The sequence below is a fragment of the Micromonospora palythoicola genome (genome assembly GCF_036689795.1).
Classification (GTDB): Bacteria; Actinomycetota; Actinomycetes; order Mycobacteriales; family Micromonosporaceae; genus Micromonospora; species Micromonospora palythoicola.
Window position 1 is genome coordinate 149,724 of sequence record NZ_JBAGKI010000004.1, and the last position, 25,410, is coordinate 175,133.

Annotated in this window: 32 protein-coding genes and 2 pseudogenes; 16 read left to right on the forward strand and 18 right to left on the reverse strand. The window is 70.5% G+C overall.

Annotated elements, in window-relative coordinates:
- Window positions 1–16 precede the first annotated feature (16 nt).
- Window positions 17–820, forward strand: a complete 804-nt coding sequence (locus V5O40_RS03260) for an S-methyl-5'-thioadenosine phosphorylase (protein WP_332904098.1) — start codon at window positions 17–19, stop codon at window positions 818–820.
- A gap of 87 nt (window positions 821–907) precedes the next feature.
- Here the strand turns inward: V5O40_RS03260 and V5O40_RS03265 are convergent, their stop codons facing one another.
- From V5O40_RS03265 to V5O40_RS03275, 4 genes and pseudogenes are all read right to left on the reverse strand, one after another.
- Entirely contained in the window at window positions 908–1,237 is a 330-nt protein-coding gene (locus V5O40_RS03265; RefSeq protein WP_408631821.1) for a histidine phosphatase family protein, read from the reverse strand.
- 25 nt (window positions 1,238–1,262) lie between these two features.
- Window positions 1,263–1,490, reverse strand: a pseudogene (locus V5O40_RS27885) (SixA phosphatase family protein); the annotation flags it as partial.
- Window positions 1,487–2,329 (reverse strand): PHP domain-containing protein, encoded by an 843-nt coding sequence (locus V5O40_RS03270; protein WP_332904068.1) that lies wholly within the window; start codon window positions 2,327–2,329, stop codon window positions 1,487–1,489. The gene V5O40_RS03270 and the pseudogene V5O40_RS27885, both read right to left, overlap by 4 nt.
- 197 nt (window positions 2,330–2,526) lie before the next feature.
- Entirely contained in the window at window positions 2,527–3,024 is a 498-nt protein-coding gene (locus V5O40_RS03275; RefSeq protein ID WP_332904069.1) for a DinB family protein, read from the reverse strand.
- A 117-nt stretch (window positions 3,025–3,141) separates the two neighbouring features.
- Between V5O40_RS03275 and V5O40_RS03280 the strand changes: the two genes are divergently transcribed.
- Window positions 3,142–3,369, forward strand: a complete 228-nt coding sequence (locus V5O40_RS03280) for a hypothetical protein (protein ID WP_332904070.1) — start codon at window positions 3,142–3,144, stop codon at window positions 3,367–3,369.
- Window positions 3,370–3,395: 26 nt separating this feature from the next.
- Window positions 3,396–3,545 (forward strand): annotated as a pseudogene (locus V5O40_RS03285) (DUF7003 family protein); the annotation flags it as partial.
- 7 nt (window positions 3,546–3,552) lie between these two features.
- Here the strand turns inward: V5O40_RS03285 and V5O40_RS03290 are convergent.
- Together V5O40_RS03290 and V5O40_RS03295 are read right to left on the reverse strand one after the other, a co-directional pair.
- Entirely contained in the window at window positions 3,553–3,912 is a 360-nt protein-coding gene (locus V5O40_RS03290) for a VOC family protein (RefSeq protein ID WP_281581428.1), read from the reverse strand.
- Window positions 3,913–4,005: 93 nt separating this feature from the next.
- A complete protein-coding gene (locus V5O40_RS03295; RefSeq protein WP_332904072.1) occupies window positions 4,006–4,344 on the reverse strand; it encodes a hypothetical protein in 339 nt (112 codons plus the stop codon).
- Between the two features lie 108 nt (window positions 4,345–4,452).
- On the opposite strand from V5O40_RS03295, the gene V5O40_RS03300 reads away from it, so the two are divergent.
- Entirely contained in the window at window positions 4,453–4,983 is a 531-nt protein-coding gene (locus V5O40_RS03300; protein WP_332904073.1) for a GNAT family N-acetyltransferase, read from the forward strand.
- Window positions 4,984–5,119: 136 nt separating this feature from the next.
- Here the strand turns inward: V5O40_RS03300 and V5O40_RS03305 are convergent, their stop codons facing one another.
- Together V5O40_RS03305 and V5O40_RS03310 are read right to left on the reverse strand one after the other, a co-directional pair.
- Complete coding sequence (locus V5O40_RS03305; protein ID WP_332904074.1) at window positions 5,120–5,527, reverse strand: nitroreductase family deazaflavin-dependent oxidoreductase; 408 nt, start codon at window positions 5,525–5,527, stop codon at window positions 5,120–5,122.
- Window positions 5,528–5,648: 121 nt separating this feature from the next.
- Complete coding sequence (locus V5O40_RS03310; protein ID WP_332904075.1) at window positions 5,649–6,245, reverse strand: TetR/AcrR family transcriptional regulator; 597 nt, start codon at window positions 6,243–6,245, stop codon at window positions 5,649–5,651.
- Between the two features lie 83 nt (window positions 6,246–6,328).
- Between V5O40_RS03310 and V5O40_RS03315 the strand changes: the two genes are divergently transcribed.
- Both V5O40_RS03315 and V5O40_RS03320 read left to right on the forward strand, forming a co-directional pair.
- A complete protein-coding gene (locus V5O40_RS03315; protein WP_332904076.1) occupies window positions 6,329–6,961 on the forward strand; it encodes an NAD(P)-dependent oxidoreductase in 633 nt (210 codons plus the stop codon).
- Window positions 6,962–6,964: 3 nt separating this feature from the next.
- Complete coding sequence (locus V5O40_RS03320) at window positions 6,965–7,765, forward strand: SGNH/GDSL hydrolase family protein (protein WP_332904077.1); 801 nt, start codon at window positions 6,965–6,967, stop codon at window positions 7,763–7,765.
- A 19-nt stretch (window positions 7,766–7,784) separates the two neighbouring features.
- Here V5O40_RS03320 and V5O40_RS03325 read toward each other — a convergent pair whose 3' ends face one another.
- On the reverse strand, window positions 7,785–8,900 hold the full coding sequence (locus V5O40_RS03325) for a MerR family transcriptional regulator (RefSeq protein WP_332904078.1): 1,116 nt from the start codon (window positions 8,898–8,900) through the stop codon (window positions 7,785–7,787).
- A 121-nt stretch (window positions 8,901–9,021) separates the two neighbouring features.
- Here V5O40_RS03325 and V5O40_RS03330 point away from each other — a divergent pair, with 121 nt between their 5' ends.
- Entirely contained in the window at window positions 9,022–9,474 is a 453-nt protein-coding gene (locus tag V5O40_RS03330) for a hypothetical protein (RefSeq protein ID WP_332904079.1), read from the forward strand.
- A gap of 71 nt (window positions 9,475–9,545) precedes the next feature.
- Here V5O40_RS03330 and V5O40_RS03335 read toward each other — a convergent pair whose 3' ends face one another.
- The gene (locus V5O40_RS03335) at window positions 9,546–10,559 is read right to left on the reverse strand and encodes a hypothetical protein (protein ID WP_332904080.1); all 1,014 of its coding nucleotides are present in this window, start codon (window positions 10,557–10,559) and stop codon (window positions 9,546–9,548) included.
- Window positions 10,560–10,624: 65 nt separating this feature from the next.
- Here V5O40_RS03335 and V5O40_RS03340 point away from each other — a divergent pair, with 65 nt between their 5' ends.
- From V5O40_RS03340 to V5O40_RS03360, 5 genes are all read left to right on the forward strand, one after another.
- Entirely contained in the window at window positions 10,625–11,206 is a 582-nt protein-coding gene (locus tag V5O40_RS03340) for a TetR/AcrR family transcriptional regulator (RefSeq protein ID WP_332904081.1), read from the forward strand.
- A gap of 63 nt (window positions 11,207–11,269) precedes the next feature.
- On the forward strand, window positions 11,270–11,767 hold the full coding sequence (locus V5O40_RS03345) for a metallophosphoesterase family protein (RefSeq protein ID WP_332904082.1): 498 nt from the start codon (window positions 11,270–11,272) through the stop codon (window positions 11,765–11,767).
- A 134-nt stretch (window positions 11,768–11,901) separates the two neighbouring features.
- Window positions 11,902–12,192 carry a DUF427 domain-containing protein gene (locus V5O40_RS03350; RefSeq protein WP_269742000.1) on the forward strand — a complete coding sequence of 97 codons (291 nt, stop codon included), beginning with the start codon at window positions 11,902–11,904 and terminating at the stop codon, window positions 12,190–12,192.
- Between the two features lie 151 nt (window positions 12,193–12,343).
- On the forward strand, window positions 12,344–12,829 hold the full coding sequence (locus V5O40_RS03355) for a zinc-binding dehydrogenase (protein ID WP_332904083.1): 486 nt from the start codon (window positions 12,344–12,346) through the stop codon (window positions 12,827–12,829).
- Between the two features lie 221 nt (window positions 12,830–13,050).
- Entirely contained in the window at window positions 13,051–14,247 is a 1,197-nt protein-coding gene (locus V5O40_RS03360) for an MFS transporter (protein ID WP_332904084.1), read from the forward strand.
- A 41-nt stretch (window positions 14,248–14,288) separates the two neighbouring features.
- Here V5O40_RS03360 and V5O40_RS03365 read toward each other — a convergent pair whose 3' ends face one another.
- A complete protein-coding gene (locus tag V5O40_RS03365) occupies window positions 14,289–14,660 on the reverse strand; it encodes a nuclear transport factor 2 family protein (RefSeq protein WP_332904085.1) in 372 nt (123 codons plus the stop codon).
- Window positions 14,661–14,887: 227 nt separating this feature from the next.
- Here V5O40_RS03365 and V5O40_RS03370 point away from each other — a divergent pair, with 227 nt between their 5' ends.
- Both V5O40_RS03370 and V5O40_RS03375 read left to right on the forward strand, forming a co-directional pair.
- A complete protein-coding gene (locus tag V5O40_RS03370; RefSeq protein ID WP_332904086.1) occupies window positions 14,888–16,183 on the forward strand; it encodes a low temperature requirement protein A in 1,296 nt (431 codons plus the stop codon).
- 123 nt (window positions 16,184–16,306) lie between these two features.
- A complete protein-coding gene (locus V5O40_RS03375; RefSeq protein WP_332904087.1) occupies window positions 16,307–17,086 on the forward strand; it encodes a formate/nitrite transporter family protein in 780 nt (259 codons plus the stop codon).
- A 115-nt stretch (window positions 17,087–17,201) separates the two neighbouring features.
- Here V5O40_RS03375 and V5O40_RS03380 read toward each other — a convergent pair whose 3' ends face one another.
- The 7 genes from V5O40_RS03380 to V5O40_RS03410 all read right to left on the reverse strand — a co-directional run bounded on the left by V5O40_RS03380 (window position 17,202) and on the right by V5O40_RS03410 (window position 23,229).
- Complete coding sequence (locus V5O40_RS03380) at window positions 17,202–17,573, reverse strand: DUF1330 domain-containing protein (RefSeq protein WP_332904088.1); 372 nt, start codon at window positions 17,571–17,573, stop codon at window positions 17,202–17,204.
- A gap of 95 nt (window positions 17,574–17,668) precedes the next feature.
- A complete protein-coding gene (locus V5O40_RS03385; protein ID WP_332904089.1) occupies window positions 17,669–18,550 on the reverse strand; it encodes a mechanosensitive ion channel family protein in 882 nt (293 codons plus the stop codon).
- 197 nt (window positions 18,551–18,747) lie between these two features.
- Complete coding sequence (locus V5O40_RS03390; RefSeq protein WP_332904090.1) at window positions 18,748–19,449, reverse strand: hypothetical protein; 702 nt, start codon at window positions 19,447–19,449, stop codon at window positions 18,748–18,750.
- A gap of 41 nt (window positions 19,450–19,490) precedes the next feature.
- Entirely contained in the window at window positions 19,491–20,579 is a 1,089-nt protein-coding gene (qcrA, locus tag V5O40_RS03395; protein ID WP_332904091.1) for a cytochrome bc1 complex Rieske iron-sulfur subunit, read from the reverse strand.
- Window positions 20,576–21,418, reverse strand: coding sequence for a cytochrome bc1 complex diheme cytochrome c subunit (gene qcrC, locus V5O40_RS03400; RefSeq protein WP_408631820.1), 843 nt, complete (start codon window positions 21,416–21,418; stop codon window positions 20,576–20,578). Before qcrC ends, qcrA begins: the two co-directional genes overlap by 4 nt.
- A 191-nt stretch (window positions 21,419–21,609) precedes the next feature.
- Complete coding sequence (locus V5O40_RS03405; protein ID WP_332904092.1) at window positions 21,610–22,056, reverse strand: DUF305 domain-containing protein; 447 nt, start codon at window positions 22,054–22,056, stop codon at window positions 21,610–21,612.
- A gap of 201 nt (window positions 22,057–22,257) precedes the next feature.
- Entirely contained in the window at window positions 22,258–23,229 is a 972-nt protein-coding gene (locus V5O40_RS03410; RefSeq protein ID WP_332904093.1) for a threonine ammonia-lyase, read from the reverse strand.
- Window positions 23,230–23,350: 121 nt separating this feature from the next.
- On the opposite strand from V5O40_RS03410, the gene V5O40_RS03415 reads away from it, so the two are divergent.
- Together V5O40_RS03415 and V5O40_RS03420 are read left to right on the forward strand one after the other, a co-directional pair.
- A complete protein-coding gene (locus V5O40_RS03415; protein ID WP_332904094.1) occupies window positions 23,351–23,845 on the forward strand; it encodes a YcxB family protein in 495 nt (164 codons plus the stop codon).
- A gap of 367 nt (window positions 23,846–24,212) precedes the next feature.
- A partial coding sequence (locus tag V5O40_RS03420) for a non-reducing end alpha-L-arabinofuranosidase family hydrolase (RefSeq protein WP_332904095.1) occupies window positions 24,213–25,410 on the forward strand: 1,198 nt, incomplete at its 3' end.

The following is a 25,410-nucleotide window of genomic DNA, read 5'->3' on the forward strand; positions in this document are numbered from 1 at the left end:
CGAACTGGAGGTGAGCGTGTCCCCATCCGCGGAACTCGCCGTCATCGGCGGCTCGGGACTCTACGCGCTGCTCGACGGCGCGACCGAACACGTCGTCCGGACACCGCACGGTGAGCCTTCCGACGCGGTGACGATCGCCGAGGTCGGCGGCCGTAGGGTGGCGTTCCTGCCCCGGCACGGCCGCGATCATCGGCATCCCGCGCACCGGATTCCCTACCGGGCCAACCTGTGGGCGCTGCGGTCGCTCGGGGTACGCCAGATACTCGCTCCGTGCGCCGTCGGTGGCCTGCGGCCGGACCTCGGGCCCGGCACGTTCGTGGTACCCGACCAGCTCGTCGACCGGAGCAGCGGCCGGGTGCAGACGTACTACGAGCAGGGCGCGGTGCACGTCTCCTTCGCCGACCCGTACTGCCCGGTCGGTCGGCGTACCCTGCTGGCGGCCGCCACCGGCCGGTCGGTGCCCGCCCACGACGGCGGGACGATGGTGGTGGTGGAGGGGCCACGTTTCTCGACCCGCGCCGAGTCCCGGTGGTACGCGGCGATCGGCGGCGCGGTCATCAACATGACCGGCCACCCGGAGGCGGTCCTCGCCCGGGAACTGGCCCTCTGCTACAGCTCCATCGCCCTGGTGACCGACCTGGACGCCGGTGTGCGGAGCGGTCACGGGGTGACCCAGCAGGAGGTGTTCCGGGTCTTCGGTGAGAACACCGAGCGGCTGCGCGGGCTGCTGCTCGACGCGGTCGCCGCACTTCCGGTTGGGCGGGACTGCCCGTGTCCGCACAGCCTGGACGGCATCAGCCTCCCGTTCGAGCTGCCCTGACCTGCGGCCGGAACGTCGTTCGCCCGACCTTCGCCTACCCGAAGGTGTGCCGGCGGTCGGCGACCGGGTGACGGCGAGCCGAGGAGATCAGGCCCATCCGGAGATCTCGGGCCCGGTGTGCGGGTCGGTGAACCGAAGTCGGTAGACCGCGGGCATCGGCATCTGTCGCGCCCCGGGCCAGTCGACCGGCACGCCGAAGCCGGCCAACGCGCGGCAGATGAAGGTGCCGTGGCTGCCGACGAGAACCACCCGGCCGGGGTGGCGCCGGACGAGTGTCCGCAGGGCGGCGACGGCACGGATGCCGAGCTGATCGAGGCTCTCGCCGCCCGGGCGTGCGTAGAAGAGATCCGTCCAGCTTCTGACGTGGTGCGACTCCCAGAGCTCGGTGAAGGCGAGCCCGTCGTCCCACTCGCGCAGCTCGGTCCGGGTACGGGACGGGTAGGCCGAGCGCGTCGGCGGTCGGTTGGACCGTCTGGATCGCCCGCCGGTACGGGCTGGACCAGACCGCCGCCGGTCGCGGCTCGCTGAGGGCCGTCACCAGTTCCTGCGCCTGCCGCAGCCCGCGCGTGGTCAGCGGGCGGGTGAAGTCGTCCGGACCGTCGGCGGTGGGTGGGACGGACCGGGCGTGCCGGACCAGCACGATCTCGGTCGGGGTCCGGATGCCGTTCACCCTCGGCCCCAGAGGCCGTGGAGATTCCTGCCGGGTCGGAAGCCGTGCGCCTGCGCCAGTTGAGCGGCCTCACCGAAGCCGTGGCCGACGAGAGCCGGCAGGTGGGCGTCGCTGCCGAAGGTGATCGCGTCGCCGCCCTCCTGGTGCCACCAGCCGAGCACGGTCGCGTGCAACGGCAGTCGGGTGTTCACCTCCAGCGCCCGACCGGACAGCGCGGTCACCCGCAACGCCTCGCGGAACTCGTCCTCGACGACGGTGGGATCGAAGGGGCCCACGTCGTCGGTCGGCCAGGAGCGGACCGGATAGTCGATGTGCGCCAGCACGTCGAACGTGTCGCTGGTGGTGACCATGGTGGCGACGTCGGCGAGGTACGCCCGGACCACTTCATAGGGATCGCGGTGCGGGTAGATCGCCCAGGGCTCGGCGAAGCCGTCCTGATCGGGCAGGGTGTGCAGGGAACCGAGGAGGCGGTCGAATCGGCCGGTGGCCAGCACCCGCGCGATCTGATCGGCGTGGCGATGGGGTTCACCCAGCTCGAGACCGCTGAGGATGCGCAGCTGGGGGAATCGCTCCCGGCAGCGGTGCACCGCTGCCAGGTACCCGGCGGCGTCGAAAGCGGGCGGCGTCAGTATCCCGCTCGCGTCGGCGAGCGAGGTGAGGTGGTCCGAGACGTACGGGCCCTCGGTGGCGACCCGCCACGCGGTGTGGTCCAGGTGTTCGGTGAAGGCGATCGCCGGCAGACCGAGTTCGACGGCCCGCGCGCACGATCCTTCCATGTCACCGACCGGGGTGTCCCACGACCACTCGCTGTGCACATGGCTGTCCGGGGGCAGTGGCATCGGACGACCTCCGTTTCCGGCGGGTGTCGGGACGCGCTCGGCACCTGGCCGGTCGGCCGAACCGGACGGTCGGGCATGTCCCTGTGCGACGGACAGTACGAGCCGCATGGGAAGGAGCCCTGGCCACAGTCGTACGGCTCCTGTCTCGTCCTCACCGCCGGCATCGAGGGTCTGCACCGGGGGGAGGCACCACGGCGTCATTCGTGCAGGAGCTGCTCGCGGAGGATGTCGGCGTGCCCGCAGTGTTGGGCAAGTTCGCGCAGCACGTGCAGATACACCCAGCGCAGTGGTAGCGGGCCGCGCCGGTTGCCGGGCAGAATGTCGTCCAGCCCCAGGGACGACGTCGCCTGGCGGGACGCCGCGCAGGCCTCGCGGTGCGCGTGCTGGACGCTGGCGATCGTGTCGCCGTCGTCGAGGATGAACGAGTCGTCCGGCGTCGCCGGGATGCCGATCTCCGCGCGCGACCGGCCCGTGACGGCTTCGTCGAACCAGACCTTCTCCACGAAGGTGGCATGCTTCACCAGACCCAGCAGCGTGGTCCGGGAGACCACCAACGACCGGCGTGCCTGTTCCTCGGTCAGCCCGTCCAGGCAACTGGTGAGCGCCCTGCGGTGCTCGTCGATGAACGCCTCGAACTGGGCCTGCGCCGGCTGGGCGACGACCTGGTCGGCGAAGGTGGGTGGATAGGACGGCATGCAAGAAGCATCCCACCCCCGGGTCGACGAAGCATCGCCGGTGCCCGAGGCCGACCCGGTCCGGCCGGGCAGCGTAATTCGGTCGCGTGCGGCTCCACCTGCGAGGACGATACGGCGATGCCCGGTGTGCCTGAGGGATTCACCTACCGCCTCCGCAAGAACGGTGAGGTGGAACTGCTCCACCACGGCCGCCCCGCCGTGGTGCTCAGGGGTGCCGCCGCGGCCCGATTCCTGCTCGACGTGCACGAGGAAGATCCGCAGGAGTTGATGGCGCGCCTCACCGGCGACTACCGACGCGGCAACGAGCGGACGGCCAGGAACCACCCCCGCAACCGACGCCGGTAGCGCGCGTCGGCGCGCCATGGCACCATCCCGACGTGGCGGCCGGGCTGCGCCCCAGCGAGTCGGAGACCGTCCGCCAGATCGCCGACGTGCTGGCCACCGGCGATCTCACCCGGTGCGCGCCCGGCGCACCGCCGAACACCCACTGGTCCGATTGGCCGGAGTCCGGGAATCTGTAGCCGGTCGTCAGACGTCGGCTTCGAGGGCGAAGGTGTTGCCGTCCGGATCCTGGAACCATGCGATGCGCCCACCGCCGGCCCGCGCGGTGATTCCCCTGGCGTCATGTTCCAACTGGTCGTACCGGATGATCTCGACGCCGGACGAGACGAGCTCGTCGACGATCTGGTCGATGTCGTCGACGTACCAGGTCGCGAGTGTCGCGGGGCTCTTTCCGGCGGTGACCGACTGGTAGACATTCAGGGCCGGCCTGCCCCCGCAACCATAGATGCGGCTGCCGTCGGGGATGTCCGCGCTGGGTCCGGACCGCACTGCCTGAAGGCCGAGTTTGCCTTCGTAGAACGCGACTGCCCGTTCGATGTCGGACACCGCGATTGACGCTCTGAGGTCGTACCTGCGCAACGGCATGAGCCACTGTCGCACAGAGCCAGGTGACGAGCGCTTCACGGCAGCATCGAATGGTCATTCGGGGTGGCCGACCAGCGGGCTTATCAGCATGATTCTGCGTCGCGGGTCGGCCGACAGCCATCCCGTTGCCTGCTCGCCGGGAAGCAGCGCGGTCCAAGGGATCTCCGCGCGCGTCCGCGCGCCCCGGCCGATGCGCAGCACGAACCGCCAAGGCTCCTGGCCGGTAGACCCGGACCAGGCCCGGCCACGGATACACGGATCGGCGGTCAGTAACTCGTACTGCTCGGCTACCAGACCATCGCACCAGTACCACCGAAGATGCCGGTCCGCGAAGCCCTGGAACTCGGCGCGGATGCGGAACTCCATCCGTGTCCAGAAGTCCTGCTCATCCATGGCGACCTCACCGACAACGGGCCAGCAGTGTCATCGAGCCCCGCCCGCCACAGTGACATCCGCTTCCGCAGGCCCTCGGCCCCCGGCCAGAACACTAGGTTGGACCAGATGCGCACCATCGCGAGCGACCGCCTGCTGCTGCGTCCTTGGCGTGACGAGGACGCCGACTTCGTGTTGGACCTCGAGTCGCGCTGGGAGGTCGTGCGGTTTCTCGGCGCGCAGCCGACAACCATGAACAGCCGTGAGGAGGCTCTCGCCTCGATCGCACGCCGACGCGCCATCGACGATCCGGTGCACGGGATCTGGGCCATCACCACCGCTACCGACGGCCAACTGGTAGGAAACCTTCTGCTCAAACCGATTCCCCTGTCGGTTGGCGAACCTGCCGGCGGGCCGGCCGATGTCGAGATCGGCTGGCACCTGCATCCGAACGCCTGGGGACACGGCTACGCCACCGAAGCAGCGGCGGCGGCTCTGAACGACGTGTTCGGCCGAGGTCTGACGAGGGTCATCGCGGTCACGAACCCGGACAACCATGCCTCCCAGGCGGTCTGCCGCCGGCTCGGCATGACGCGCCTCGGCCGAACGACGAGGTACTACGACACGACGACCGAGCTTTTCGAGAAGCTGGCCGGCTGATCGGCACGAGGACCGCCACGACCACCTTCCGCGTAGGGCGGTCTTGCGGGGTATGCCCCGACGGGCGCCGGCCTCGGCACCGTGACCGGGACTTGTCGACCTTCCGAGCCCCGACGCGGGATTCGAACGTCGCCCGCTACGGTGCGGGTTCCAGTACGACGACCGGAATCTGGCGGCTGGTCTTCCGCTCGTAGTCGGCGAAGAACGGGTACGCGGCCTTCTGCGCGCTCCAGATCCGTTCCCGCTCGTCTCCGCTGGCGACGCGGGCGACCAACTCGACCGTGTCCGTGCCGATCTCCGCTTGCGTGTGCGGATGCGCGAGCAGGTTGTGATACCAGTCGGGGTTGGTGGGCGCGCCGGCCTTCGAGGCGAAGACGGCATAGCCGCCGTCCACCTCCTGGTACATCATCGGGTGTACGCGGGGTTGGCCGCTCTTGGCGCCGACCGTGTGCAACAGCAGCAGCGGCTGGCCAGCGAAGTGGCCGCCCACCTGCCCGCCGTTGGCGCGAAACTCGGCGATGACCTTGTCGTTCCAGTCGCTCATGTCTTCCTCTCGACCAGTGCGTACCGGCTCCTGAGTCCGATTCTGACAGTGCCGGCGTCCCCGCACACCACGACGCGACCGAGCCGCACGCCAGCGGCGTCCATCGATCGCCGGCGGCTGGTCATCCCTGCGGAGCGGACGGGGGCAGGAGTGGACGGACCACGGCCCGGGTCAACGCCTCGGCGGTTGCGCGCGGGGCGGCGGTGGCGGTTGGCCCTTCGGAGTAGTAGCGCAGGAACGCCGTGTGGAAGCAGGCGCCGATCAGGAGAGCCGCGACGGCGTCCGGGTCCGCGCCGGGGCTGATCCGGTCGATCGCCTGCTCGGCCCGGAGGTAGCTGGCGAAGATGGTGGCCGCCTTGTCGGGGCCACCGCCGTGCCGGTTCATCGCGATCCGGTGTGCGGCCATCCGCTTCGGGTCGGCGAGGAGCGCGCCCAGCATGGGTATCGACTGCTGGTAGAAGTCCAGGGCCGCGTGCGCGAGTTCGGTGAGGTTGTCCTCGACATCGCCGACGCCTGGTTGGACCGGGATCCGGGCCGGGCCGGGCAGCCGCTCCTTGAGGACCGCGAGCAGCAGTCGCTCCTTGTCCTCGAAGTACTTGTAGAGCGTGGGTTCCGAGACCTTCGCCGCCTGCGCGATCTCCTTCGTCGTGGCCAGTGCGACGCCGCGCGTGCGCAGGATCTGCTCGGCCGCGTCGAGGATCCGCTCCCGGGTGCCCATGTCGCCTCGTCTCGTCGATTGACAGGTTAGTGATTACTAGCCCATTATCGAGATTAGTAATCACTAACCCCCTGGAGGCAGGCATGCGCCTCACCGTCTTCGGCGCCACCGGCGGCACTGGACGCCATGTCACCCGCCAGGCGCTCGCCGCCGGTCACCACGTCACCGCCGTGGTACGCGACCCGGCGCGTCTGCCGCGGCTCGACCACCCGCGACTCCAAACTGTGGTCGCCGACGCGCTGGATCCCGAGGCGATCCGGCCAGCCGTTTCCGGCCAGGACGCGATCGTGTCGGCGCTGGGCCCACGCGCCCGGACGGATGCCTCGGTGTGCGCCGACGGCACCCGCGCGATCATCACCGCGATGCGCGCCGAGGGCATCCGGCGGCTGGTCGTCGTCACCGCGAGCGGGCATGTCGTCGACGCCGGGGACAACCGGTTCACCCGAACGGTGGTCAAGCCCCTGCTGCGACGGTACCTCCGCGAGGAGTTCGCCGGCTTCGCCCGCACCGAGCAGGCCGTCCGGGACAGTGACCTCGACTGGACGATCATGCGCCCGCCCCGTCTCACCGACGGCAGACACCGCCCCTACCGCACCGCCGTCGACCGCAACGTCCGCGGCGGCTTCACCATCGCCCGCGTCGATCTCGCGCACGCCATCCTCGCCGCTCTGGACGACCCCACCACCGCCGGCCACACCGTCTCGGTGGGGTACTGACGGATGAAGAAGCGGATCATCATCGCCGCGTGCCTGCTGCTCGTCGGCGTACTCGGCGCCGCCGGCACCGTCGCGTACCTCGCGTTCGGCCGGTCGGCCGCCAATCCACCGGCCGAAGCCTGCGGCGACGGCCGCAAGCCGGACGCGCGTCCCGCGGTCGTCGCCGCCGGCTCCAGCTCGACGCAGGGCACGCTCGGCGCCGACTGGGTGGGTGCGCTGCGTGACCGGCCCGACCATCGTCGCTACGAGTTCGTCAACGCCGGTGTCAACGGCGACACCAGCGCCGACCTACGCCGGCGGGTCGACACCGACATCGTCGCGTGCCGCCCCGCCGCGGTCCTGATCCTGATCGGCGGCAACGACGTGCGGGACCACGTACCGCTGGATCAGTACCGGGACAACCTCGGCGCGATCGTCGACCGGGTCGCGTCCCGCACCAGCGCCCGGATCGCGTTGCTGTCGCTGCCGCCGCTGGGCGAGGACCTGGACTCCGAACTGAACCGGAAACTCAGCAGGTACAACACCGTGATCGCGCAGACCGCGACCCGCGCCCGGATCGACTACCTGCCGGTACACGAGCAGCTGGCCGACATTCTCCGGCAGCGCGTGAACGATCCGGCCCCGTACGACTTCAGTTTCCCGCTGGCCTTCGGCGCGGCGACCCAGCACTACCTGCTCGGCCGAAGCTGGGACGAGGTCGCCAGCAACGGCGGACGCGAACTGCACGTCGACCACGTTCACCTCAACGACCACGGTGGGGCGGTCATCACCGAACTCGCCGCGCGGTGGCTGGCCGGCGAATAACCGGATACCACCCGGTGGTTCAGGCCACGAGAAGACGGAGACCGAGTTCCGCCGCGTCGAGGGTGACCAGGTCGCGGTTGCGCTCGGCCCACCGGCCCGAGGCCAGGTCCTGGCGGAGTCTGCCGACGGCCCGCCGCTCGGCCTGTTCCCCGAGCCTGGTCCACACCGACACCGCGCGGCGGACGTGGTCGTCCAGGTACGCCTCAGGCCGGCGCCAGTGCGCCTCGAAGAACCCGTCGGCGCAGTCCCACGGCACCAGCACCGGCTCGGCGCGTCCGCCGATCGCCCCGGTCAGGTCGGCCAGCGACGGCCACCCGACGAGCAGGTCCGCGAACTCGGGGAGGTAGTCGCGGGTGAGCCAGAACCGCTGCCGCCAGCGGGTGTCGTCCGCGTCGTAGGTGAACACCACCACGCGGCGGGCCACCCGCCGCATCTCGCGCAGCCCGGCGACCGGGTCCGGCCAGTGGTGGACGGTGCTGACCGCCATCGCGGCGTCGAAGGACTGATCCTCGAACGGCAATCTCTCCGCGGCCGCGGCCACGCACGGTGCCGCGCCCGGCGGCCGCAGCGCCCGCATGACCGCCGACGGCTCCACCGCCGTGACGTCGCGGTCGGGTGGCTCGTACGAGCCGGTGCCGGCTCCGACGTTCAGCACCGTCCGGGCGTCACCCAGGGCGGCCCAGATGCGCGCGGCGATCCGTGGCTCGGTGCGCCGGGTGGCGGGGTAGGCGGATCCGATGGCGTCGTACAACTGCGTCCCGAACACTCTCAACTGCTCCTCCGGTGTGGTCCTGATTCCCCTGTCTCGTGCGTCCAGTTCCCGGTCGATGGCCGTCACCATGGCGGCAGCCCGATCGCGCTGGTCCATCAGCAGGCCCCGCAGCCGGCACAGGTGCGCGACCGCGTCGGTGGTCGGATCGTCGACCAGCTCCGCGATCTCCCGCAGGCCGAAGCCGAGCCGCCGGTAGGCGAGCACCTCCCGGAGCCGCTCCACATCGTCGGGGGAGTAGGCCCGGTGCCCGGCCGCGGTGCGGGTGGACGGTTCGAGCAGGCCGATCTCGTCGTAGTGGTGCAGGGTGCGGACACTGACGCCGGCCAGCTCCGCGACCCGTCCCACGGTCAGGTGCTCCGTCATGGCACGACTATCGGGCATCACGCCGCGTGAGGAGCAAGGGTTGGCTGCCGCGTGGTCGCCGGTCGCGGCGCCCGATGTCCTCCGCGCGCGACCCGCGGGTCCTGTTGCCTAACCTGGTCGCATGCAAGCTCGCAGGGTCAGCGTCTGGCGCAGCCGCTACGTGGTGACGGACCGAGGTCGGGAGATCGCCGTCTGGGACAGTTCGGTGTGGCGCAGCGGTGGCGAGTTCGAGCTGGACGGGCGGCGTTTCCAGGTCCGCTCCAACGCCTGGGGCACCAGCTACACCATGGTCGACGACGCGGGGACACTGGTCGCCTCGGCCGAACGGGTGGGTCGTAAGCGGTGGACCGTCGAGGCGGCCGGGCAGACCTACCACTTCCGGCGTAAGTCCATCTGGGGCGGCGAGGAGGAACTGGTCCTCGGCGACACCCGGGTGGGCTCGGTCCGCAAGACCAGCTTCTGGCGCGGCGACATCGCGATCGCGTTGCCGGGGCTCGCGACGCCGTTGCAGCTCTTCGTGTTCGGCGTGGTCGTCAGCATGTGGGACGCGCAGGCCGCCGCCGGAGCCGCCTGAGGCTCCGGGACATGGCGGTACGGCTCACCGTCGCGCGCACCAGGTGAAAAGAGCCCACTGCTTGCCGCGCGTCAGGAGCAGGTCGAGGTCCTGGCGCGAATGCGGCCGTATTCGGCCAGGGCGTGGAAGGCGGCCTTCGGCGTCCACGAGCCGTCCGGCAACACCCGCACGATTCCGCGCGCGGCCAGGTCGTAGTCGTGCGCCGGGTCTTCCGTGGTCGGTAGGTGCCGGTTCGCGAACGTGTAGACGAACGCCGCCTCCACACCGCCGCGCTCGTAATCGCGTAGCAGATCCAGCAGGTAGCGGGCCTGGCCCTGTTCGTCACGTTCCAGCTCGGCGGTGAGCCGCGCGGCGCGGCCCTGCCCGTCGTATGTCACCGGCTCCGTCGCGCCCGCGACCTCGGCCGCGCCATGAAAGGTGCAGCAGCCGAACTCGGTCACCGCGTACGGCCTGCCCTGCCCCACCGCCGCGGCCAGGGTCTGCGGAAACGCCGCGGCATTTGTCGCGTCACGATAGCCGGCGTCGCTGGCGCTGATGTCGAACGGTGTCCAGTCGACACCCTCCAGCGGGAGCGAGGCGTAGCCGACCAGGCCGCCGAAGCGTTCCCGCACCCTGGGCACCACCTCGGCGAGGAAGTCGCGTACGGCGGTTCGGGCAACCGGGACCGCCTCCCGCATCCGCGTCGGATCCGCGAACAGTGCCAGCCGCTCGGCCAGGTCGCGACCGGGCAGGAAACCGTCGGTGAACAGGGAGATCTCGGAGCCGGTGAGGTACACGACCGAGGCGCCGGCGCGGCGGAGCCGCTCGGCCCGCTCGGCGCCGTCGAGCAGGAACACCATCAGTCCGTCGCGGTCGAGGCCGTTGGTGAAGGGGGAGTACCACACCTCGAGCCCCGCCTCGGCGGCGAGTCGCGCGGCCAGCTCCAGTCGATCCTGGACACCGCCGGTGATGCGCACCGCGTCGCAGTGCAACTCCTCGCGGATGACGCGCAGGTCGCGCCGCACCGTCTCGGGGTCGAACGGCTCGTGGGTGGTGGAACCGGCGCTCACGAAGCCGGTGTCGTAGTTCATGCCGAAGACGCGCACAGCAGCTCTCCTCACCAAAGGGTACGCGGCGTACCTTATAGGGTACGTCTAGTACCCTGCAAGGCATGGGCACCAGACGCCGGGGCGAGGAACTGGAAGGGGCGATCCTGCGGGCGGCGGCGGAGGAACTGCGCCGGTCCGGCTACGCGGGGATGACCATGGACCGGGTCGCCGCCCGGGCGGGGACCAACAAGAACGCCATCTACCGCCGATGGCCGCATCGGGCGGCGTTGGGCATCGCCGCGTACCGCCACCTCTCCGACGTCGCGATGCCGAACCCCGACACCGGCACGCTGCGGGGCGACGCGCTCGAGATGCTGCGGAAGGCGAACGAGACGTGGTCCTCGCCGCACGGAGCGGTCCTGCGCAGCCTGCTGGCCGCGGCGGCGGACGACCCGGCGCTGCTCGACCTGATGCGCGAGCGGTCAGGCGCGGACACCATGGACCGCGCCTGGTTGACCATGCTCGACCGGGCGGTCGCCCGCGGTGAGGCACCGCCGACGGCCGTGCACCCACGGGTCGCGGCGACGCCGATGATGCTGCTGCGAGCCGAGTACGCGATGCGCGGCACCCCTCCGGTCCCCGACGAGACCCTGGTCGAGATCGTCGACGAGGTCTTCCTGCCGCTCGTACGCGGTCGCGTCTGACCCTCTCGACGGCGGTCGGCCGACGCGGGCGGGCCGGGGCCGGGGCGGGGCTACGCTGACCGGGTGCGGTTGGTCATCATGGCAGACACCCACCTGCCGAAACGTGCCCGGGACCTGCCGTCCGGGCTGTGGGCCGCCGTCGACGCCGCAGACCTTGTCATCCACGCCGGCGACTGGGTCAGCGTCGCCCTGCTCGACGACCTGGAGCGGCGCAGCGCCCGGCTGATCGGCGTGCACGGCAACAACGACGGTCCCGACCTGCGGGCCCGACTGCCGGAGATCGCCCGCGCGGACATCGGCGGGATGCGGATCGCGGTGGTGCACGAGACCGGGCCGGCGAGCGGCCGGGAGCGGCGGTGCGCGGCTCGCTTCCCCGACTGCGACCTGCTCGTCTTCGGCCACTCCCACATCCCCTGGGACAGCGAGGCCCCCGGCGGCCCGCGGTTGCTCAATCCCGGCTCGCCGACCGACCGGCGCCGCCAGCCGTACGCGACGTACCTCACCGCCGAACTGGCCGACGGTCGGCTCGACGCCGTCACGCTGCACGAGGTGCCGCGCTAGCGCCGCGTCCCCACACCGCTCTCATCGGATCGTGCCGCCCGACCCGGTTGGCCGTGCCGCCGACAAGCGCCAGTCGACCGTTGCGGACGAGGCGCGAGCCGCCGCCGGGGCGCGGGCCGACCTAGTCTGGGAGCATGCCGAAAGCCGTCTGGAACGACCTGGTCATCGCCGAGAGCCCGGACACCGTCGTGGTCGAGGGCAACCACTACTTTCCCCGTGCCGCGCTCCGCGACGACCTGCTGAGGGACTCCGACACTCACACGGTCTGCCCATGGAAGGGCACCGCGTCGTACTACACGCTGGAGCACGACGGGCAGACCAGCGTGGACGCGGTCTGGTACTACCCGCAGCCGCTGCCCGAGGCCGAGATGATCCGCGACCGGGTCGCGTTCTGGAAGGACGTCAAGGTCGTCGGAGACGACTGACGTCGGATCATCGTCCCGTGCCGTCCCGTCCGCCGGTAGGGAGGCTGGCGCGAACGAGGCCGCGCGCCACGTCGATGCTCTCCGCCAGGGTGTCGAGGGCGAGTGGTCGGGTGGCGAGAGCGCCCTCCTGGTCTCGGGCGCCTCCGGTGGCGTGGGGTTGGCGCTGGTGCAGATCGCGCGGGCACGCGGCGCGCGGGTCCTCGCCATCAGCAGCGGGGAAAAGATCGACGCGGTGCGCGCGGCGGGGGCGCACGACGTGGTGGACCGCGCGAAGGATGTCGTCGGGCAGGTCCGCGCCGTCGCCCCGGAGGGCATCGACGTCGGACTCGACGTCGTCGCCGGCGATCTCGTGGACGAGGGTCTGCCCCTGTTGCGCGACGGCGGTCGATGGGTCGTCGCCGGCGCGCTCGGCGGCTACCAGGTGGGCTTCGACGTGCGCCGCCTCTACCTGCACAACGCGCAGCTGATCGGCTCCGCGATGCACAGCCCGGCCCACTTCGAACTCCTGATGGACCTGGCCCGGCGAGGCGAGATCGCGCCCGTCGTCGCGGCGACCTTCCCGCTGCGCCAGGCCGCCGACGCCCAGGAGGAACTCGCCCACCGCCGTCACGTGGGAAAGATCGTCCTGCTCCCGTAGGTGTCTGCCGCAGCGGACGTCCGGCGTCCAGAGCGGGACACCATCATCCTAGGATGGCGTAGCGGTTGTGGGTGGCGTCACGCCAGGTGGCGCAGAGGCGGGCACCTGCGCGAAGTTGGGCCGGGGCACGGCAAGGGCGTCCGCGACGGCCGCGAGGGGCGGTGGCGCGGCCCCGGGTCGAGGCACCAAGCTGATCTCCAGCTGGCAGCGGAGGAGCGCGGATGACGTCACGACCCGGGGTACAGCGCGCCCTCATCGCTGCCGTCCAGGTGCTCAGCCTGGCGGTGTGGTTCTCGGCCTCCGCCGTGGTGCCGGCGCTACGCGAGTCGTGGCAGATCGGCGCCGCCGCCTCGGTGTGGCTGACCGCGTCCGTGCAACTCGGCTTCGTGGCCGGTGCCGTGGCGTCGACCGTGCTGAACCTGGCCGACCGGGTCAGGCCACACCTGCTGATGGCCGGCAGCGCGACGCTCGCCGCCGCCTGCACCGGCGTCTTCGCCCTCACCGTCCACGGGTTGGCCGGAGCCATCCCGCTGCGCTTCCTCACCGGTGTCTTCCTGGCCGGGGTGTACCCGGTCGGCATGAAGCTGACCGGGTCCTGGGCGCCGCCGGCCCGCCGTGGGCTCGCGTTCGGCGTCATGATCGGCGCGCTGACCCTCGGCTCGGCGCTGCCGCATCTGATCGGCGGGCTGGGCGACCTGCCGTGGCGCGGCGTGATGGGCACCGCGGCCGGCTGTGCGCTGCTCGGCGCGGTGCTGGCCGTGACCCTGGTGCGGGAAGGTCCGCAGTTCGCCCCGGGCACGTCGCCGCGTCCGTACCCCCGGTACGCCCTGGCGATGTTCGGCCAACGTGGTCCCCGGCTGGTGAACCTGGGCTACTTCGGACACATGTGGGAGCTGTACGCGTTGTGGACCTGGCTGCCCAGCTTCCTCATCGCCGGCACGGCGGCCCGCACCGGTGGCGACGACGCGAACGTCAGCCTGCTCGCGTTCCTGGCCATCGGGATCGCCGGGGTCGCCGGATGCCTCGCCGGCGGCTGGGCCGCCGACCGGTTCGGGCGACCCCGGGCCGCGGTCACCGCCCTGGTGGTCAGCGGCGCCTGCTGCCTGGCCTCACCGTTGTTCTTCGCCGCGCCGCCCGGCGCCGTCGTACTGCTGGGTGTGGTGTGGGGTGCCGCGGTGATCGCGGACTCCGGCGTCTTCTCGACCGCCCTGAGTGAGGTCGCCGACAAGCGGTACGTCGGCACCGCGCTCACCGCGCAGACGGCCATCGGGTTCGCGCTTACCGTGGTCACCATCCAACTCGTTCCCGTCCTGGCCGACGCGGTCGGCTGGCGGTGGGCGTTCCTGCTGCTCGCCCCGGGCCCGGCCGTCGGCGCGCTCGCGATGCGCGCGTTCGGCCGTCAGCCCACCCGCGCCTGAGCGAGGCGCTCACTCCCAGCGGTCGGCGGGGTGACGAGTGGTCACGAGTCGGGGTGCTGGTCCAGCGGGGCGGACGAGTAGTGGATCGTCTGCGCCACCAGCAGCCCGTCCCGCACCACGTACGAGTCCACACCGTCGTGCAGGGCGATGTCGTCGGCCACGCAGCGGCCTGACCAGACCAGCATGCCGACGTCGCCATCGGTGAGTACCTGCCGGTAGCTGTAGTCCCCGTCCTCGACGTAGCTACGCAGGATCCCGGCGAGATACCGCACCCCGTCGTGACCGTGGTGCACGCCCTCGGCGGAGAGCAGCCGCACCTGCGGGTGGTAGTTCACGCGCAGGTCACCCTCCAGATCGCCGTCCCTGCGGCGGCGCAGGTGGTCCCGCAACACCTGCTCGGTGCTCCGGTTCATGTCGTACCTCCTCGGGGTCCGGGTCCTGCTGGCGGCGCGGGGCTGCCGGTCGCGCCGGGGCCGGTCGCCGTCGGTAACCTCCTCGACCTGCACCCTGACGGCCGCCCCTGACCGGATCATGTCGTACCGGGCCGACGGGGGCCACTCGGGCAGCCGAGCGGACACCGCACTCCGGCAATCGGTACGAATCAGAGTTCGGCTGAGGCCGTTGCGCGCAGAATGACCGGGTGAGCGCTCCACCGCAGCTGCGCCGGTCCCGTTGGCTCCGGCCGGTCATGCCCGGTTCCCGGGTCACGCGGTTGGAGCTGTTCTTCGACCTGATCTTCGTCTTCGCGTTTCTCAACGTGGCTGGCCTGGTGTCCGTCGAGGTGACCATGCAGGCGGTGCTGTCCGGCGTGGTCGTGCTGGCGCTGCTCTGGTTCTGCTGGACGACGTTCGCCACCCTGGGCAACCTGGTCCGCGCCGACTACGGACTGCTGCCCCTGCTCGGCTTCGGCGTCATGGCCGCCGCCTTTGTGCTGGCCATCGCCATCCCGCAGGCGTTCGTCAACCAACCGGACGACCTGACCGGTCCGGTGGTGTTCGCCGTCGCCTACCTGGTCCTGCGCGGCCTCACCCTGGTCACGTTCCTGTACGCGCTGAGCGCCGTCGACGGTAACCGCCGGCAACTCATGGTGATCAGCCTTCCGGCGGTGGTGGCGGCAGTGCTTGTCGGCCTGGCGGTCTCCGCGAGCCGCTGGGCACCGGCCGAGGCCGTTCTCGACGTGCGTCTCGCGCTGTGGGCGGCGGCCATGCTGGTCGAGTACTCGGTCGGTCTGTTCCTGCCGTACGCCCGCTGGGCCGTCGCCTCGGCCGGGCACTGGGCGGAGCGGCACTCGCTGATCGTCATCATCGCCCTCGGGGAGGCGGTCATCTCGCTCGGGCTCGGCCCGGGCCGGTTCGACCGACTCACCCTGACCGCGCCGGTGATCACCGGATCCGTGCTCGGTATCGCGTTGCTGGCGACGCTGTGGTGGCTGCACTTCGACACCCTGCTGCCGAGCGTCGAGCAGGCGATGCACGGCACCCGGGGCCCCGAGCGGATCGCCCTGGCCCGTGACGTCTTCTCCTACCTGCACTTCGTGACCATCGTCGCGATCGTCGGGACCGCCCTCGGGCTGAAGCTCGTCCTCGAAGTCGTGGCCATGCGCGAGACCGAACCGCTGCCCTGGCCGGCCGTGTCCGTCCTGTACGGGAGTGTCGCCCTCTATCTGCTGATGGGGGTGGCCGTCGCGGCGCGTACGTTCCGTCGGCTGCGCGCCACCGCACTGGCTGCGGCGGTCGTCGTCAGCCTGCTGACGGTGCCGGCGGCCGCGCTCACCCCCCTCGTGGCGCTGGCCGTGCTGGTGGCGGTCTGCGGTGTCCTCGCGGTGATCCAGCGATACAGCGCCGCTGACGCGCGGGCGCGGATCAAGGCGTCGGTGCACGCGGAGGAACGGGTGGCCGAGCAGGCCACCAGTGAGTGGCGTCGCCAACATCTCTGACCCGGCCGCGGTGATCCGACGTCCCGGCCGTGGCGACGACGCGAGCTGCTGTCCCGACCCGATCGAGGGCGACGTGCCCGATCAGGGGTGATTCGGTGGCGACCTCGCGGGTACCCGGTCAAGATGGCACGAGCACCATCCCCGGAGGACATCTACGACAGCGCCCGCGCCGAGGGCGAGCGGCGACTGTCCAGCAGCGCTCTGGAGCAGGCCTCCACCGGGTTCATCGCCGGGGTCACGATAGTCTTCGGCATCGTGGCGCTGGGCGTGGCCCGGGAACTTGCCGCACCCGACTTCGCCTCCGGCGTGGGGCAGCTGGTCGGCGCGCTGGCCTTCGGCATCGGTCTGATCTTCGTGGTGGTCGGACGCACCGAGTTGTTCACCGAGAACTTCTTCGATCCGGTCGCCGCCGCGGTGGCCCGTCGGCGGCTCGCCGCGCTGTGGCCGTTGGCCCGGCTGTGGTTGCTGGTGCTCGTGATGAACTTCGTCGGCGGGGCGGTGATGGCCGCCGTGTTCACCGTTCCCGGCACGCTGCCCGGTCGCGCCCACCACACCCTCGCCCTGGTCGCCGAGGAGATCGCCGCCAAGGAGGGCTTGGCGACCTTCACCCGGGGCATCGCCGCCGGCACCCTGTTGACCCTGCTGTCCTACCTGCTGCACGCCGTCGGATCGGTGAGCGGCCGGATGCTCCTGGCGTACGTGGTGGGGTTCTTCCTCGCCCTCGGCCCGTTCGACCATGTCGTGGTCTCCGGGCTGCATCTGCTGTTCGGCGTCTGGCTGGGCGCCCCGGTCTCCTATCCGGATCTCGGGCTCAACATCGTCCTCTCCGGTGCCGGAAACCTCCTGGGTGGCCTGCTCCTGATGACCCTGACCCATGCTGTCCAGGTCAAGGGCAGCAACTGAGGTCGGTGATCGGCACCTCCCGTCCCGCGCCGTCGCCGGCGCCTAGCTCGCGGCACGGGGCGGCGGCCCGGGGCGGAGGCTGGTCCGCCGGTGTCGACCGCCGGCCTCGCGCGGCTCAGCCGCGGCCCCAGGGCGTGGTCGGTTGCAGGACGGCCTCCTGTAGGGCGACGGTCCGCAACGTGGTGACCTGCTGGTACTCCGGGTCGGCGACCATCCGGCTGAACGCCGTCCGGCTGGGATACCGCACCAGCAGCACCGCGTCCCACTCCTGGCCCTCCTCCGCGACCAGGGCCGGCCCGCCGTCGCCGGCGTAGAGCACCTTGCCGCCGTACCGGGGGAGCAAGGTCTCGCTCAGCGCGGCGGCGTACCGCTCGTATGATTCCCGCCCACCGTCGGCGAAGCGCAGCAGGTTGAGCATCACCACGGGCGCCTCGGGGTCGGTGGTGAGGAACTCCTTCAGATCCGGACCGGTCGGGTCGACGGCCATGTTCGCGTCTCCTTCCTGCTGGGTGGCGACATCAGACCACAGACCCCGGTGACGGGGGTAGCCACCGGACGACCCGGGCGGAGGGTGGCAGCGGCTCAGGGGCGTCCGGTAGCGGGTGCGGCGGGCCGGGTGGAAGCTCCTGGTGGCGGCGGACGCACCGTGATGTCCTGGGTCACCGAGGCGACCCGGAGGCCGTTCTCGGCGAACCGGTCGAGCACTCGCCTGGTGACCTGGTCCTTGACCTGTCGGGCGGCGCGTACCGGCACCACGAACCGGGCGGACAGTTCTATCCAGTTCGGGGTGGCGCGGATGAAGACCCGAGGATCCACCTCGGCATCGGCGACCGGGTAGCGGTGGCGCATCTGCTCGATGGCGTGCTGGGCGTCGGCGGTGGCGGAGATGTTCTGCGCCTCCTCACACAGGATGCGTTCGGCCAGATGCCAGTCCGCCTCGTAGGGGACCGGCAGGGTCAGTTCCTCCCACAGATGGTCCAGCACCGTGCTGCTGTTGAACACCGGCGAGGTGAACACGAACCGGTTCGACAGTGACACCACTCGCCCCGTGTACTGGCGGCCACGGATCCAGGACTCCGGATCGGACGAGGATCCGCTTTCCAGGATCCGGGTCCGTAGCGGGGTGATGTCCAGGACGTCGCCGCGTACGCCGCACATCTGGATGCGGTCGCCGACCCGGAACTGCCGACCGGTGAGGATGCTCACCCAGCCGGCGAAGGCGCCGAGGACCTCCTGCAGGGCCAGCGCGAGGCCGGCGGCGAGCAGGCCGACGACCACACCGATGCGACCGGCGAACGGCCGCCACAGCAGGGCCAGGGCGAACAGCAGCGCCACCACGGTCAGGTAGTGCACCGCCTTGCGGAGGTAGTAGCGGTTGGTGGTGTCCTGCACCTTGATCGTGGCCAGTCGGCCGGCCAGGACGGCGACGACGAGCGCCAGCAGGGCCAGCACCACACTGGTCACGAGGCGACCGTTCACGCTGCTCGTGTCCCACAGTATTTCCAGGAACCGCGCCATGGTGCTGCCCATCGTTCTCGGCGGCCGACCGGTGGTGTCCGTCGCGTCTTCACCTTAGGCAGTCACCGCCGGGGGAATCTCGGATTGCGCGACACACCATCCGGGCCGGTGGAGCCCGAGCCCGGGCAGCGCGCCCAGCGCCCTCAATCGCCGTGGTCGGCTCCCTCGTGGGTCTCGGCCTCCTCGGGTTCGACGATCGGCGGTGGCGGCGGCACGGGAGTCAGGGCCGCGGCGACCGGTGCCGGGCCGGTGACCCGGTGTCCGTCGCCGAAGTCGAAGGTGACGCTGGCGTTCTGTCCCGAACGCAGCGACTCGTCGAGGTCGAGGAGCTGAAAGTACCGGCCGGCCTGCGCGTTGAACCGGACGAAACTCAGCGGGGGAAGTTCGATCCGGGCCGGCCCGGTCCGTGGATCCGGCGCGGCGCCACCGGGCGATCCGCCGGGGGCGGGGGAGGTGTCCGTCGCCGTCGGGCTGGCGATGGTGGGACTGGGCGCAGCGGGCGTGCCCGACCGGGGAGGGACGGGCCGGACAGCATCGACGATGACGATGTCCCGGGCGTCCTGCGTGGTCACGGTCACCGTGACGGCATCCTTCGAGTCGTTGTAGATGACGGCGCTGAGCAACGCGTCCTCCCCGGCGCGGTAGCCGTCAGCGCCAGGAAACTCGATCAGCAGACCGCGAACGGCGTACTCGCCGTTGTCGGTCATCAGGTTGACGCCCTGGATGGAGGGCTCCTTCTCGGCCGTCTCCGCGATCTGACCCGCGCCGCAGCCGGCGAGCAGCGACACGGCAAGTGCCGCGCCCGGCAGCGACACCCGCCGGAGCGCTCGGGCCAGTCGCGTCACGGTGCCTCCTCGCGTGTTCCGCACTCCGTCTCAGGAGCGCGTCAGGGGCGCTCCCAGAAGTCAGGACCGATGGGCTCGCGATAGTCGGAGCTGGCGACGAAGAAGCCCTCTTCGTCGACCTCGATGGGCAGCTGTGGCAGCGGCCGGCTGGCGGGCCCGAAGACGGGTCGCGCGTTGTCGGTGATCAGGAACTGGGACTGATGGCACGGGCAGAGCAACCGGTTGGTCTGTTGCTCGTAGAGGCTGGCGGGGCAGCCGGCATGGGTGCAGATCTTGGAGTAGGCGATGAAGTCACCCCACATCCAGTCCTGCTTGCCGGCTCGACGGTTGTTCTCCCGCGCGACGAGGGCGTCCTCGGCGCGCAACCGGATGAGCAGCGTGACGGAGTCGGCGTACTGGTTGCTGACGCCGTGCGGGATGCCCGGGAACACGGTGACCTGGCCGCCGGGCAGCAGCTCCAGCGGCCGGACGGGCCGCCGGTCCTCCCGTACGAGGCGGATCCTGGTGACGGCGCCGTTGTCGTCGGCCGGGGCGAAGCCGGTGCGGAACAGTTCCCGGTTGTCGTGCGGATCCTTGATGAGGCCGCCGACCAGGGGGGCGGCGACGACCGCCCCGACCGGGACCAGGCCCGCGAGCAGGGACACGCCGAGCAGGGGACGCCGTTTCACGCCGAGCTCGTCGGCCATGTAGAGCATGGTCTGGCCGGTGATGCGCCGATCGTCGGCGGGTACCGGCCCCTCGTGCCGGTCCTGGATCGACACCTCCTTCGGCAGCAGCCGCTTGCCCCAGACCAGGACACCGAAACCCAGCATGAGCAGCGCGACGCCGAGGGTCAGACCCAGCAGCGGGGTGTAGTACTCCTCGATGTCACCGACCAGCCGATAGCGCCACGGCCACCAGATGTAGACGACGAGAAAGGCGGTGGCGGACAGCCCGGCGACCAGGAAGAGAGCCGTCACGGTGCGGACCACCCGTCGCTCGGCCTTCGAACCGGCGGTGACCTGCGGCTCGTAATGGACTATCTCGATGTCGTCGCGGCGGGCACCCTCGCGAACCACCTCGAAGCGGGTCACGCCGGGGTCGTTGACGTCCGTCGGCTCGCGGCCGGGTCGCCGGGGGCCGGTGGTCACGACTTGCCCGCGATCCACAGGCTCGCGAAGACGAGAGCGACGATGCCGACCAGGAAGATCGCCAAGCCCTCGGTGGACGGACCGTAGCGGCCGAGGTTGAACCCGCCCGGGTCGGGACCCTCCTGCACGACCTGCTGGATGTAGGCGATGATGTCGGCCTTCTGTTCCGGGGTCAGCTGACTGTCGCCGAACACCGGCATGTTCTGCGGGCCGCTGAGCATCGCGGCGTAGATCGTCCGATCCGACGCCGGATACAGGCTCGGCGCGAACTTGCCGGAGGACAGGGCGCCTCCGCCGCCGCCGAAGGCGTGGCACTGTGAGCAGTTGATCCGGAACAGTTCTCCGCCCCGGGCCAGATCGGCGTCGTCCAACTGCTGCTCGACGGTGTCGGGCACCACCGGGCCTCCGCCGATCTCCTGGATGTATGCCGCCAGTTGCCGGATCTCCTCGTCGGTGTACTGCGGTGGCTTGCGTAACGCCTGCGCCTCCTGCCGCGCCAGTGGCATCCGCCCGGTGCCGACCTGGAACTCGACCGACGCCGCGCCCACCCCCACGAGGCTGGGTCCGCGCCCCTCGACACCACCGGCGCTGCGCCCGTGACAGGTGATGCAACCGACGTTGAACAGCGCCTCACCCTCCGCGGCCGCGCCACTGAATCGTGGCTCCTCCTGCGCCCGCGCCGCGGGCGCGAAGACCGCGTACACCCCGCCGGCCAGCACCAGCGCGGTCAACAACCGCACGACGGCCCCGACCCGCCGACGGGTGCCGCCCGTCGCATCCCCGGCGATGCGGCGGTACGGCGTTCGCCGGCGGGGTCGGCCGCGACGATCAGCTGCCACGCCGTCTCCTCCTGCTCGAGGTGAGGGCCGGGGATCCGATCACTGGCGAGCGGAACCGGCCTTTCCGCAGACTATGGAGTCGGCAGCGGCCGTACGCCCGGTTCGGGGCATTTGGTCGTCCCGGGCAGGATCGTCAAGCCGACGGTACGAGTCGTGGCCACGATCGGCCCCAGTGCTCGTCGGCGGGAGTGTCAGTAGCGGTCGTCGAGGATCTGCTTCATCTGGTCGATCTCCTCCTGCTGTGACCGGACGATCTGGTCACACAGCCGGACGATCTCGGGGTCGGTGATCTGGGACTCCTGGCACACGAGGATGGCCCGGGAGTGGTGGGGGATCATGGACTTGAGGAACGCTTCGTTGCCCACGAACGGCTCCGTACGCACGGCCGCGAACCCGCCCACGAAGAGCACGCCCAGCGCGATGTAGAGGGCGACGTTGAGGCGCCGGGCGGCGAACATCTGGTGCATGACGCCCATCATGATGAGCCCCATGGCGGCCACCATGATCAGTGACATGTAGAAGTTGCTCAAATTCAGGTAGAAGTCCGACCAGTTGCGGATCTGGGACAAGGTCAGGACGAACATGACCGCCAGGCTGATCGCCAGGACCAGCCCGAACCGTAGGTAGTTCTGCTTCATTTCCCCTCCGCCAGATTCTGGGGTATCTCGACCGCTATGACATGGTTAGCCACCATACGCTGCTCCCGGTGACCGGACCGGTCGACCACCAGCCGGACGCGCTGCGTCGCCGCTTCCGTGCGAGCGCGGCGCTGGTCGCCGTGACCGCTGACAGGCTGCGATTTGCCGCAGTCCCCCTCGAACCTGCGGCAATCACGTCCGCTACCGCTGGCCCGGGTCGACCCAACGGTGGAAAGCGGCCATGTCCACGTTGCTGCCACACACGATGGTGACCACGTGTCGACCGGCGAAGCGGTCGGGGTCTTCCAGGATCGCGGCGATGCCGAGCGCGGCGGACGGTTCGGCGACGAGGCCGGCCTGGTCGAGCAGCATCCGCATGCCGCGGATGATCGAGGCCTCCCGGACGAGGATGGCGTCGTCGGCGACCAGGAGCAGGTCGTCCAGGACCGCCGGGATCGGTCGCCGTCCGGCGACGCCGTCCGCGATGGTGTTCGTCGATTCGGTGGTGACGACGCGCCGCAGGTGCCAGGAACGGGTCATCGCGGGTGCGCCCAGCGGCTGGACGCAGATTACCTCGACGTGGGGTGTCAGCTCCTTCAGCACGTGACCCACACCGGTGGCCAGCGCCCCGCCGCCGAGCGCGATCAGCACGGCGTCGACAGTCGGCGCGCGGTCCACCAACTCCAGGCCGATGGTGCCGGCGCCTTCGCAGGTCTCGACGTCCAGGCTGTCTTCGAGCAGTCGGATGCCGCGCTGCCGCGCGAGGGCCGCCGCCCGGTCGCGGGCGAGTTCGTGGTCGCCGTCGACCAACTCCAGGGTGGCGCCCAGGGCGCGGATGCGGTCGAGCTTGGCGGCGGTCGCGTGGCGGGTGGCGACGACCGTGACGTCGATTCCTCGACGGCCACCGGACCAGGCGAGGGCCTGGCCGAGGTTGCCCGCGCTGGCACACACCACCGCGGGTGGCCCGTCGTCGGCGAGCCGGTTGACGACAAGTTCGGTGCCACGCGCCTTGAAGCTGCGGACCGGGTTCGCCGTCTCGAGCTTGATGCTCACGGCGCATCCCAGGTCGGGCTCCAGCGCCGCACATCGGTACAGCGGCGTGTCGAGGAAGACCGGGTCGATGATTCGGCGGGCCGCCCGGATCCGGGCGGTGTCGAGCCGTGTTCTCAGCACGACCGGGCAGCGTAGCGATTACCGGCCAGGGCGGCGGGTTCCGGCCGGTCGGTCCGACGCCGGCAGCTCGCAGCGTCGACGCCGCGGACTCCCGGCCGGGTACAGGCACTATCGTGCTGGCGTGCGCATCCGTTTCGACGTACCGGCCGATCCCGGCTACCCGGGCCGCGTGGCCGCCGCGCTCAGCAGCGCCCAACTGCGAAAGTACAGTCTGGTCGGCGCGGTGCTGGCGGCGGTCGGCGCGCTCGGTCTCGTCGTCTCGTCGGGATTCGGGTGGGGCGAGCAGACACTGTCGGTGTGGCTGACGATGGTCCTGGGTGGTCTGCTGGCGATGCTGTACTGGCCGTGGCTGCGGTGGCGGGCTCGGCGCCGTTCGAGTGGCTACGCCGTCGAGGGTGGTTACGACATCACCGACGACAACATCATGATGCGCAGCGGCTCGGAGTCCGGCGGCATCGCCTGGGACGGCGTCACCCAGGTGCGGACCACCCCCGAGTTCTGGGTCGTGTACGTGGGTCGGATGCCGGCGACGGTGATCCCCCGCCGCCTGATGTCCGCCGGGGACGCGGAGACATTGCGTGCCTTCATGGCCGATCGCGGGCTGCTCCGGCCGTGACCTGAGCCGCGGGCACCGTGGACGGTCGCGCCGGTGGCGCGATTCCATCGACCGGGGCACGTAGGCATGTGTCGTCGAGCGTCCCGCTGTTCCCGCCAACACGAACGCGCTCCGGTTCTGCTCCGGTACCGACGCCTGAGAACGTTCACCTGACGGATCGATCCGGCCCGCGCTACCTGCTCACGTACGTGGGCCAACCATGACGGCCGCGTCCACCAGCCCTGAAACGAGACTGGCAATCGATGGCGTCCGATCGATGCTTGAGGGCGTGGGAGCGCTCCCGTAATATACGGGACGCAACTGTTAACGTTCACCTAACACCGACGACCGCCAATGCATTTCTGTCACCCCGCCCGGAGGATGCCTCATGTCCAGATCAAGACAAGTCAATGCCGTTATGGCGTCCCTCGGTGCCACGCTGCTGGCGTCGACGGCGCTCGTCGTCGCCATGCCGGCAAGTGCGGCGGCGGCGGGTTGTTCGGTGAACTACACGGTGTCCTCGCAGTGGCCGGGCGGCTTCGGCGCCAACGTCACCATCACCAACCTCGGTGACCCGTTGATCAGTTGGACGTTGACGTGGTCGTTCGGTGCCGGGCAGACCGTCACCCAGTCGTGGAACACCACGCTGACCCAGAGCGGTGCCGCCGTCACCGCCCGGAACGTCAGCTACAACGGCACCATCCCCACCAACGGCACCACCTCGTTCGGCTTCAACGGCTCCTGGACCAGCAACAACCCCACCCCCACCGACTTCGCCCTCAACGGCGTGACCTGCACCGGCGGCGTCACCCCCACCACCCCGCCCACCACCACCCCACCCACGACCACCCCGCCCACGACCACCCCGCCGACGACGCCGCCGCCGTCGGGTACGTGCAATCTGCCGTCGTCGTACCGGTGGTCGTCGACGGGGCCGCTGGCGCAGCCGAGGTCGGGTTGGGTGTCGTTGAAGGACTTCACGCACGCGCCGTACAACGGTCAGCATTTGGTGTACGGGACCACGCATGACAACGGCACGTCGTGGGGGTCGATGAACTTCGGCCTGTTCTCGAACTGGAACCAGATGGGTTCGGCCAGTCAGAACGCGATGCCGTTCTCGGCGGTCGCGCCGTCGTTGTTCTACTTCGCGCCGCGTAACATCTGGGTGCTTGCCTACCAGTGGGGTGGGCCGGCGTTCTCGTACCGGACGTCGACGAATCCGACGAACGTGAACAGTTGGTCGGCGCACCAGACGTTGTTCACCGGGTCGATCTCGAACTCCGGTACCGGTCCGATCGATCAGGCGTTGATCGGTGACGACCAGAACATGTACCTGTTCTTCGCCGGTGACAACGGTCGGATCTACCGGGCGAGCATGCCGATCGGGAACTTCCCGGGCAGCTTCGGGTCGAACTACACCACGATCATGACCGACACCACGAACAACCTGTTCGAGGCGGTGCAGGTGTACAAGCTGCAGGGTCAGCAGCGGTACCTGATGATCGTCGAGGCGATCGGTTCGCAGGGCCGGTACTTCCGGTCGTTCACCGCGACCAGCCTGGGCGGCAGCTGGACCCCGCAGGCGG

What these genes read in the sequence shown, in the direction of transcription:
- V5O40_RS03270 (WP_332904068.1), bottom strand. Translation starts at nt 2,329, where the DNA reads ATGCCACTGCCCCCGGACAGCCATGTGCACAGCGAGTGGTCGTGGGAC.
- V5O40_RS03275 (WP_332904069.1), bottom strand. Translation starts at nt 3,024, where the DNA reads ATGCCGTCCTATCCACCCACCTTCGCCGACCAGGTCGTCGCCCAGCCG.
- V5O40_RS03280 (WP_332904070.1), top strand. Translation starts at nt 3,142, where the DNA reads ATGCCCGGTGTGCCTGAGGGATTCACCTACCGCCTCCGCAAGAACGGT.
- V5O40_RS03295 (WP_332904072.1), bottom strand. Translation starts at nt 4,344, where the DNA reads ATGGATGAGCAGGACTTCTGGACACGGATGGAGTTCCGCATCCGCGCC.
- V5O40_RS03300 (WP_332904073.1), top strand. Translation starts at nt 4,453, where the DNA reads ATGCGCACCATCGCGAGCGACCGCCTGCTGCTGCGTCCTTGGCGTGAC.
- V5O40_RS03305 (WP_332904074.1), bottom strand. Translation starts at nt 5,527, where the DNA reads ATGAGCGACTGGAACGACAAGGTCATCGCCGAGTTTCGCGCCAACGGC.
- V5O40_RS03310 (WP_332904075.1), bottom strand. Translation starts at nt 6,245, where the DNA reads ATGGGCACCCGGGAGCGGATCCTCGACGCGGCCGAGCAGATCCTGCGC.
- V5O40_RS03315 (WP_332904076.1), top strand. Translation starts at nt 6,329, where the DNA reads ATGCGCCTCACCGTCTTCGGCGCCACCGGCGGCACTGGACGCCATGTC.
- V5O40_RS03320 (WP_332904077.1), top strand. Translation starts at nt 6,965, where the DNA reads ATGAAGAAGCGGATCATCATCGCCGCGTGCCTGCTGCTCGTCGGCGTA.
- V5O40_RS03325 (WP_332904078.1), bottom strand. Translation starts at nt 8,900, where the DNA reads ATGACGGAGCACCTGACCGTGGGACGGGTCGCGGAGCTGGCCGGCGTC.
- V5O40_RS03330 (WP_332904079.1), top strand. Translation starts at nt 9,022, where the DNA reads ATGCAAGCTCGCAGGGTCAGCGTCTGGCGCAGCCGCTACGTGGTGACG.
- V5O40_RS03340 (WP_332904081.1), top strand. Translation starts at nt 10,625, where the DNA reads ATGGGCACCAGACGCCGGGGCGAGGAACTGGAAGGGGCGATCCTGCGG.
- V5O40_RS03350 (WP_269742000.1), top strand. Translation starts at nt 11,902, where the DNA reads ATGCCGAAAGCCGTCTGGAACGACCTGGTCATCGCCGAGAGCCCGGAC.
- V5O40_RS03360 (WP_332904084.1), top strand. Translation starts at nt 13,051, where the DNA reads ATGACGTCACGACCCGGGGTACAGCGCGCCCTCATCGCTGCCGTCCAG.
- V5O40_RS03365 (WP_332904085.1), bottom strand. Translation starts at nt 14,660, where the DNA reads ATGAACCGGAGCACCGAGCAGGTGTTGCGGGACCACCTGCGCCGCCGC.
- V5O40_RS03375 (WP_332904087.1), top strand. Translation starts at nt 16,307, where the DNA reads ATGGCACGAGCACCATCCCCGGAGGACATCTACGACAGCGCCCGCGCC.
- V5O40_RS03380 (WP_332904088.1), bottom strand. Translation starts at nt 17,573, where the DNA reads ATGGCCGTCGACCCGACCGGTCCGGATCTGAAGGAGTTCCTCACCACC.
- V5O40_RS03405 (WP_332904092.1), bottom strand. Translation starts at nt 22,056, where the DNA reads ATGAAGCAGAACTACCTACGGTTCGGGCTGGTCCTGGCGATCAGCCTG.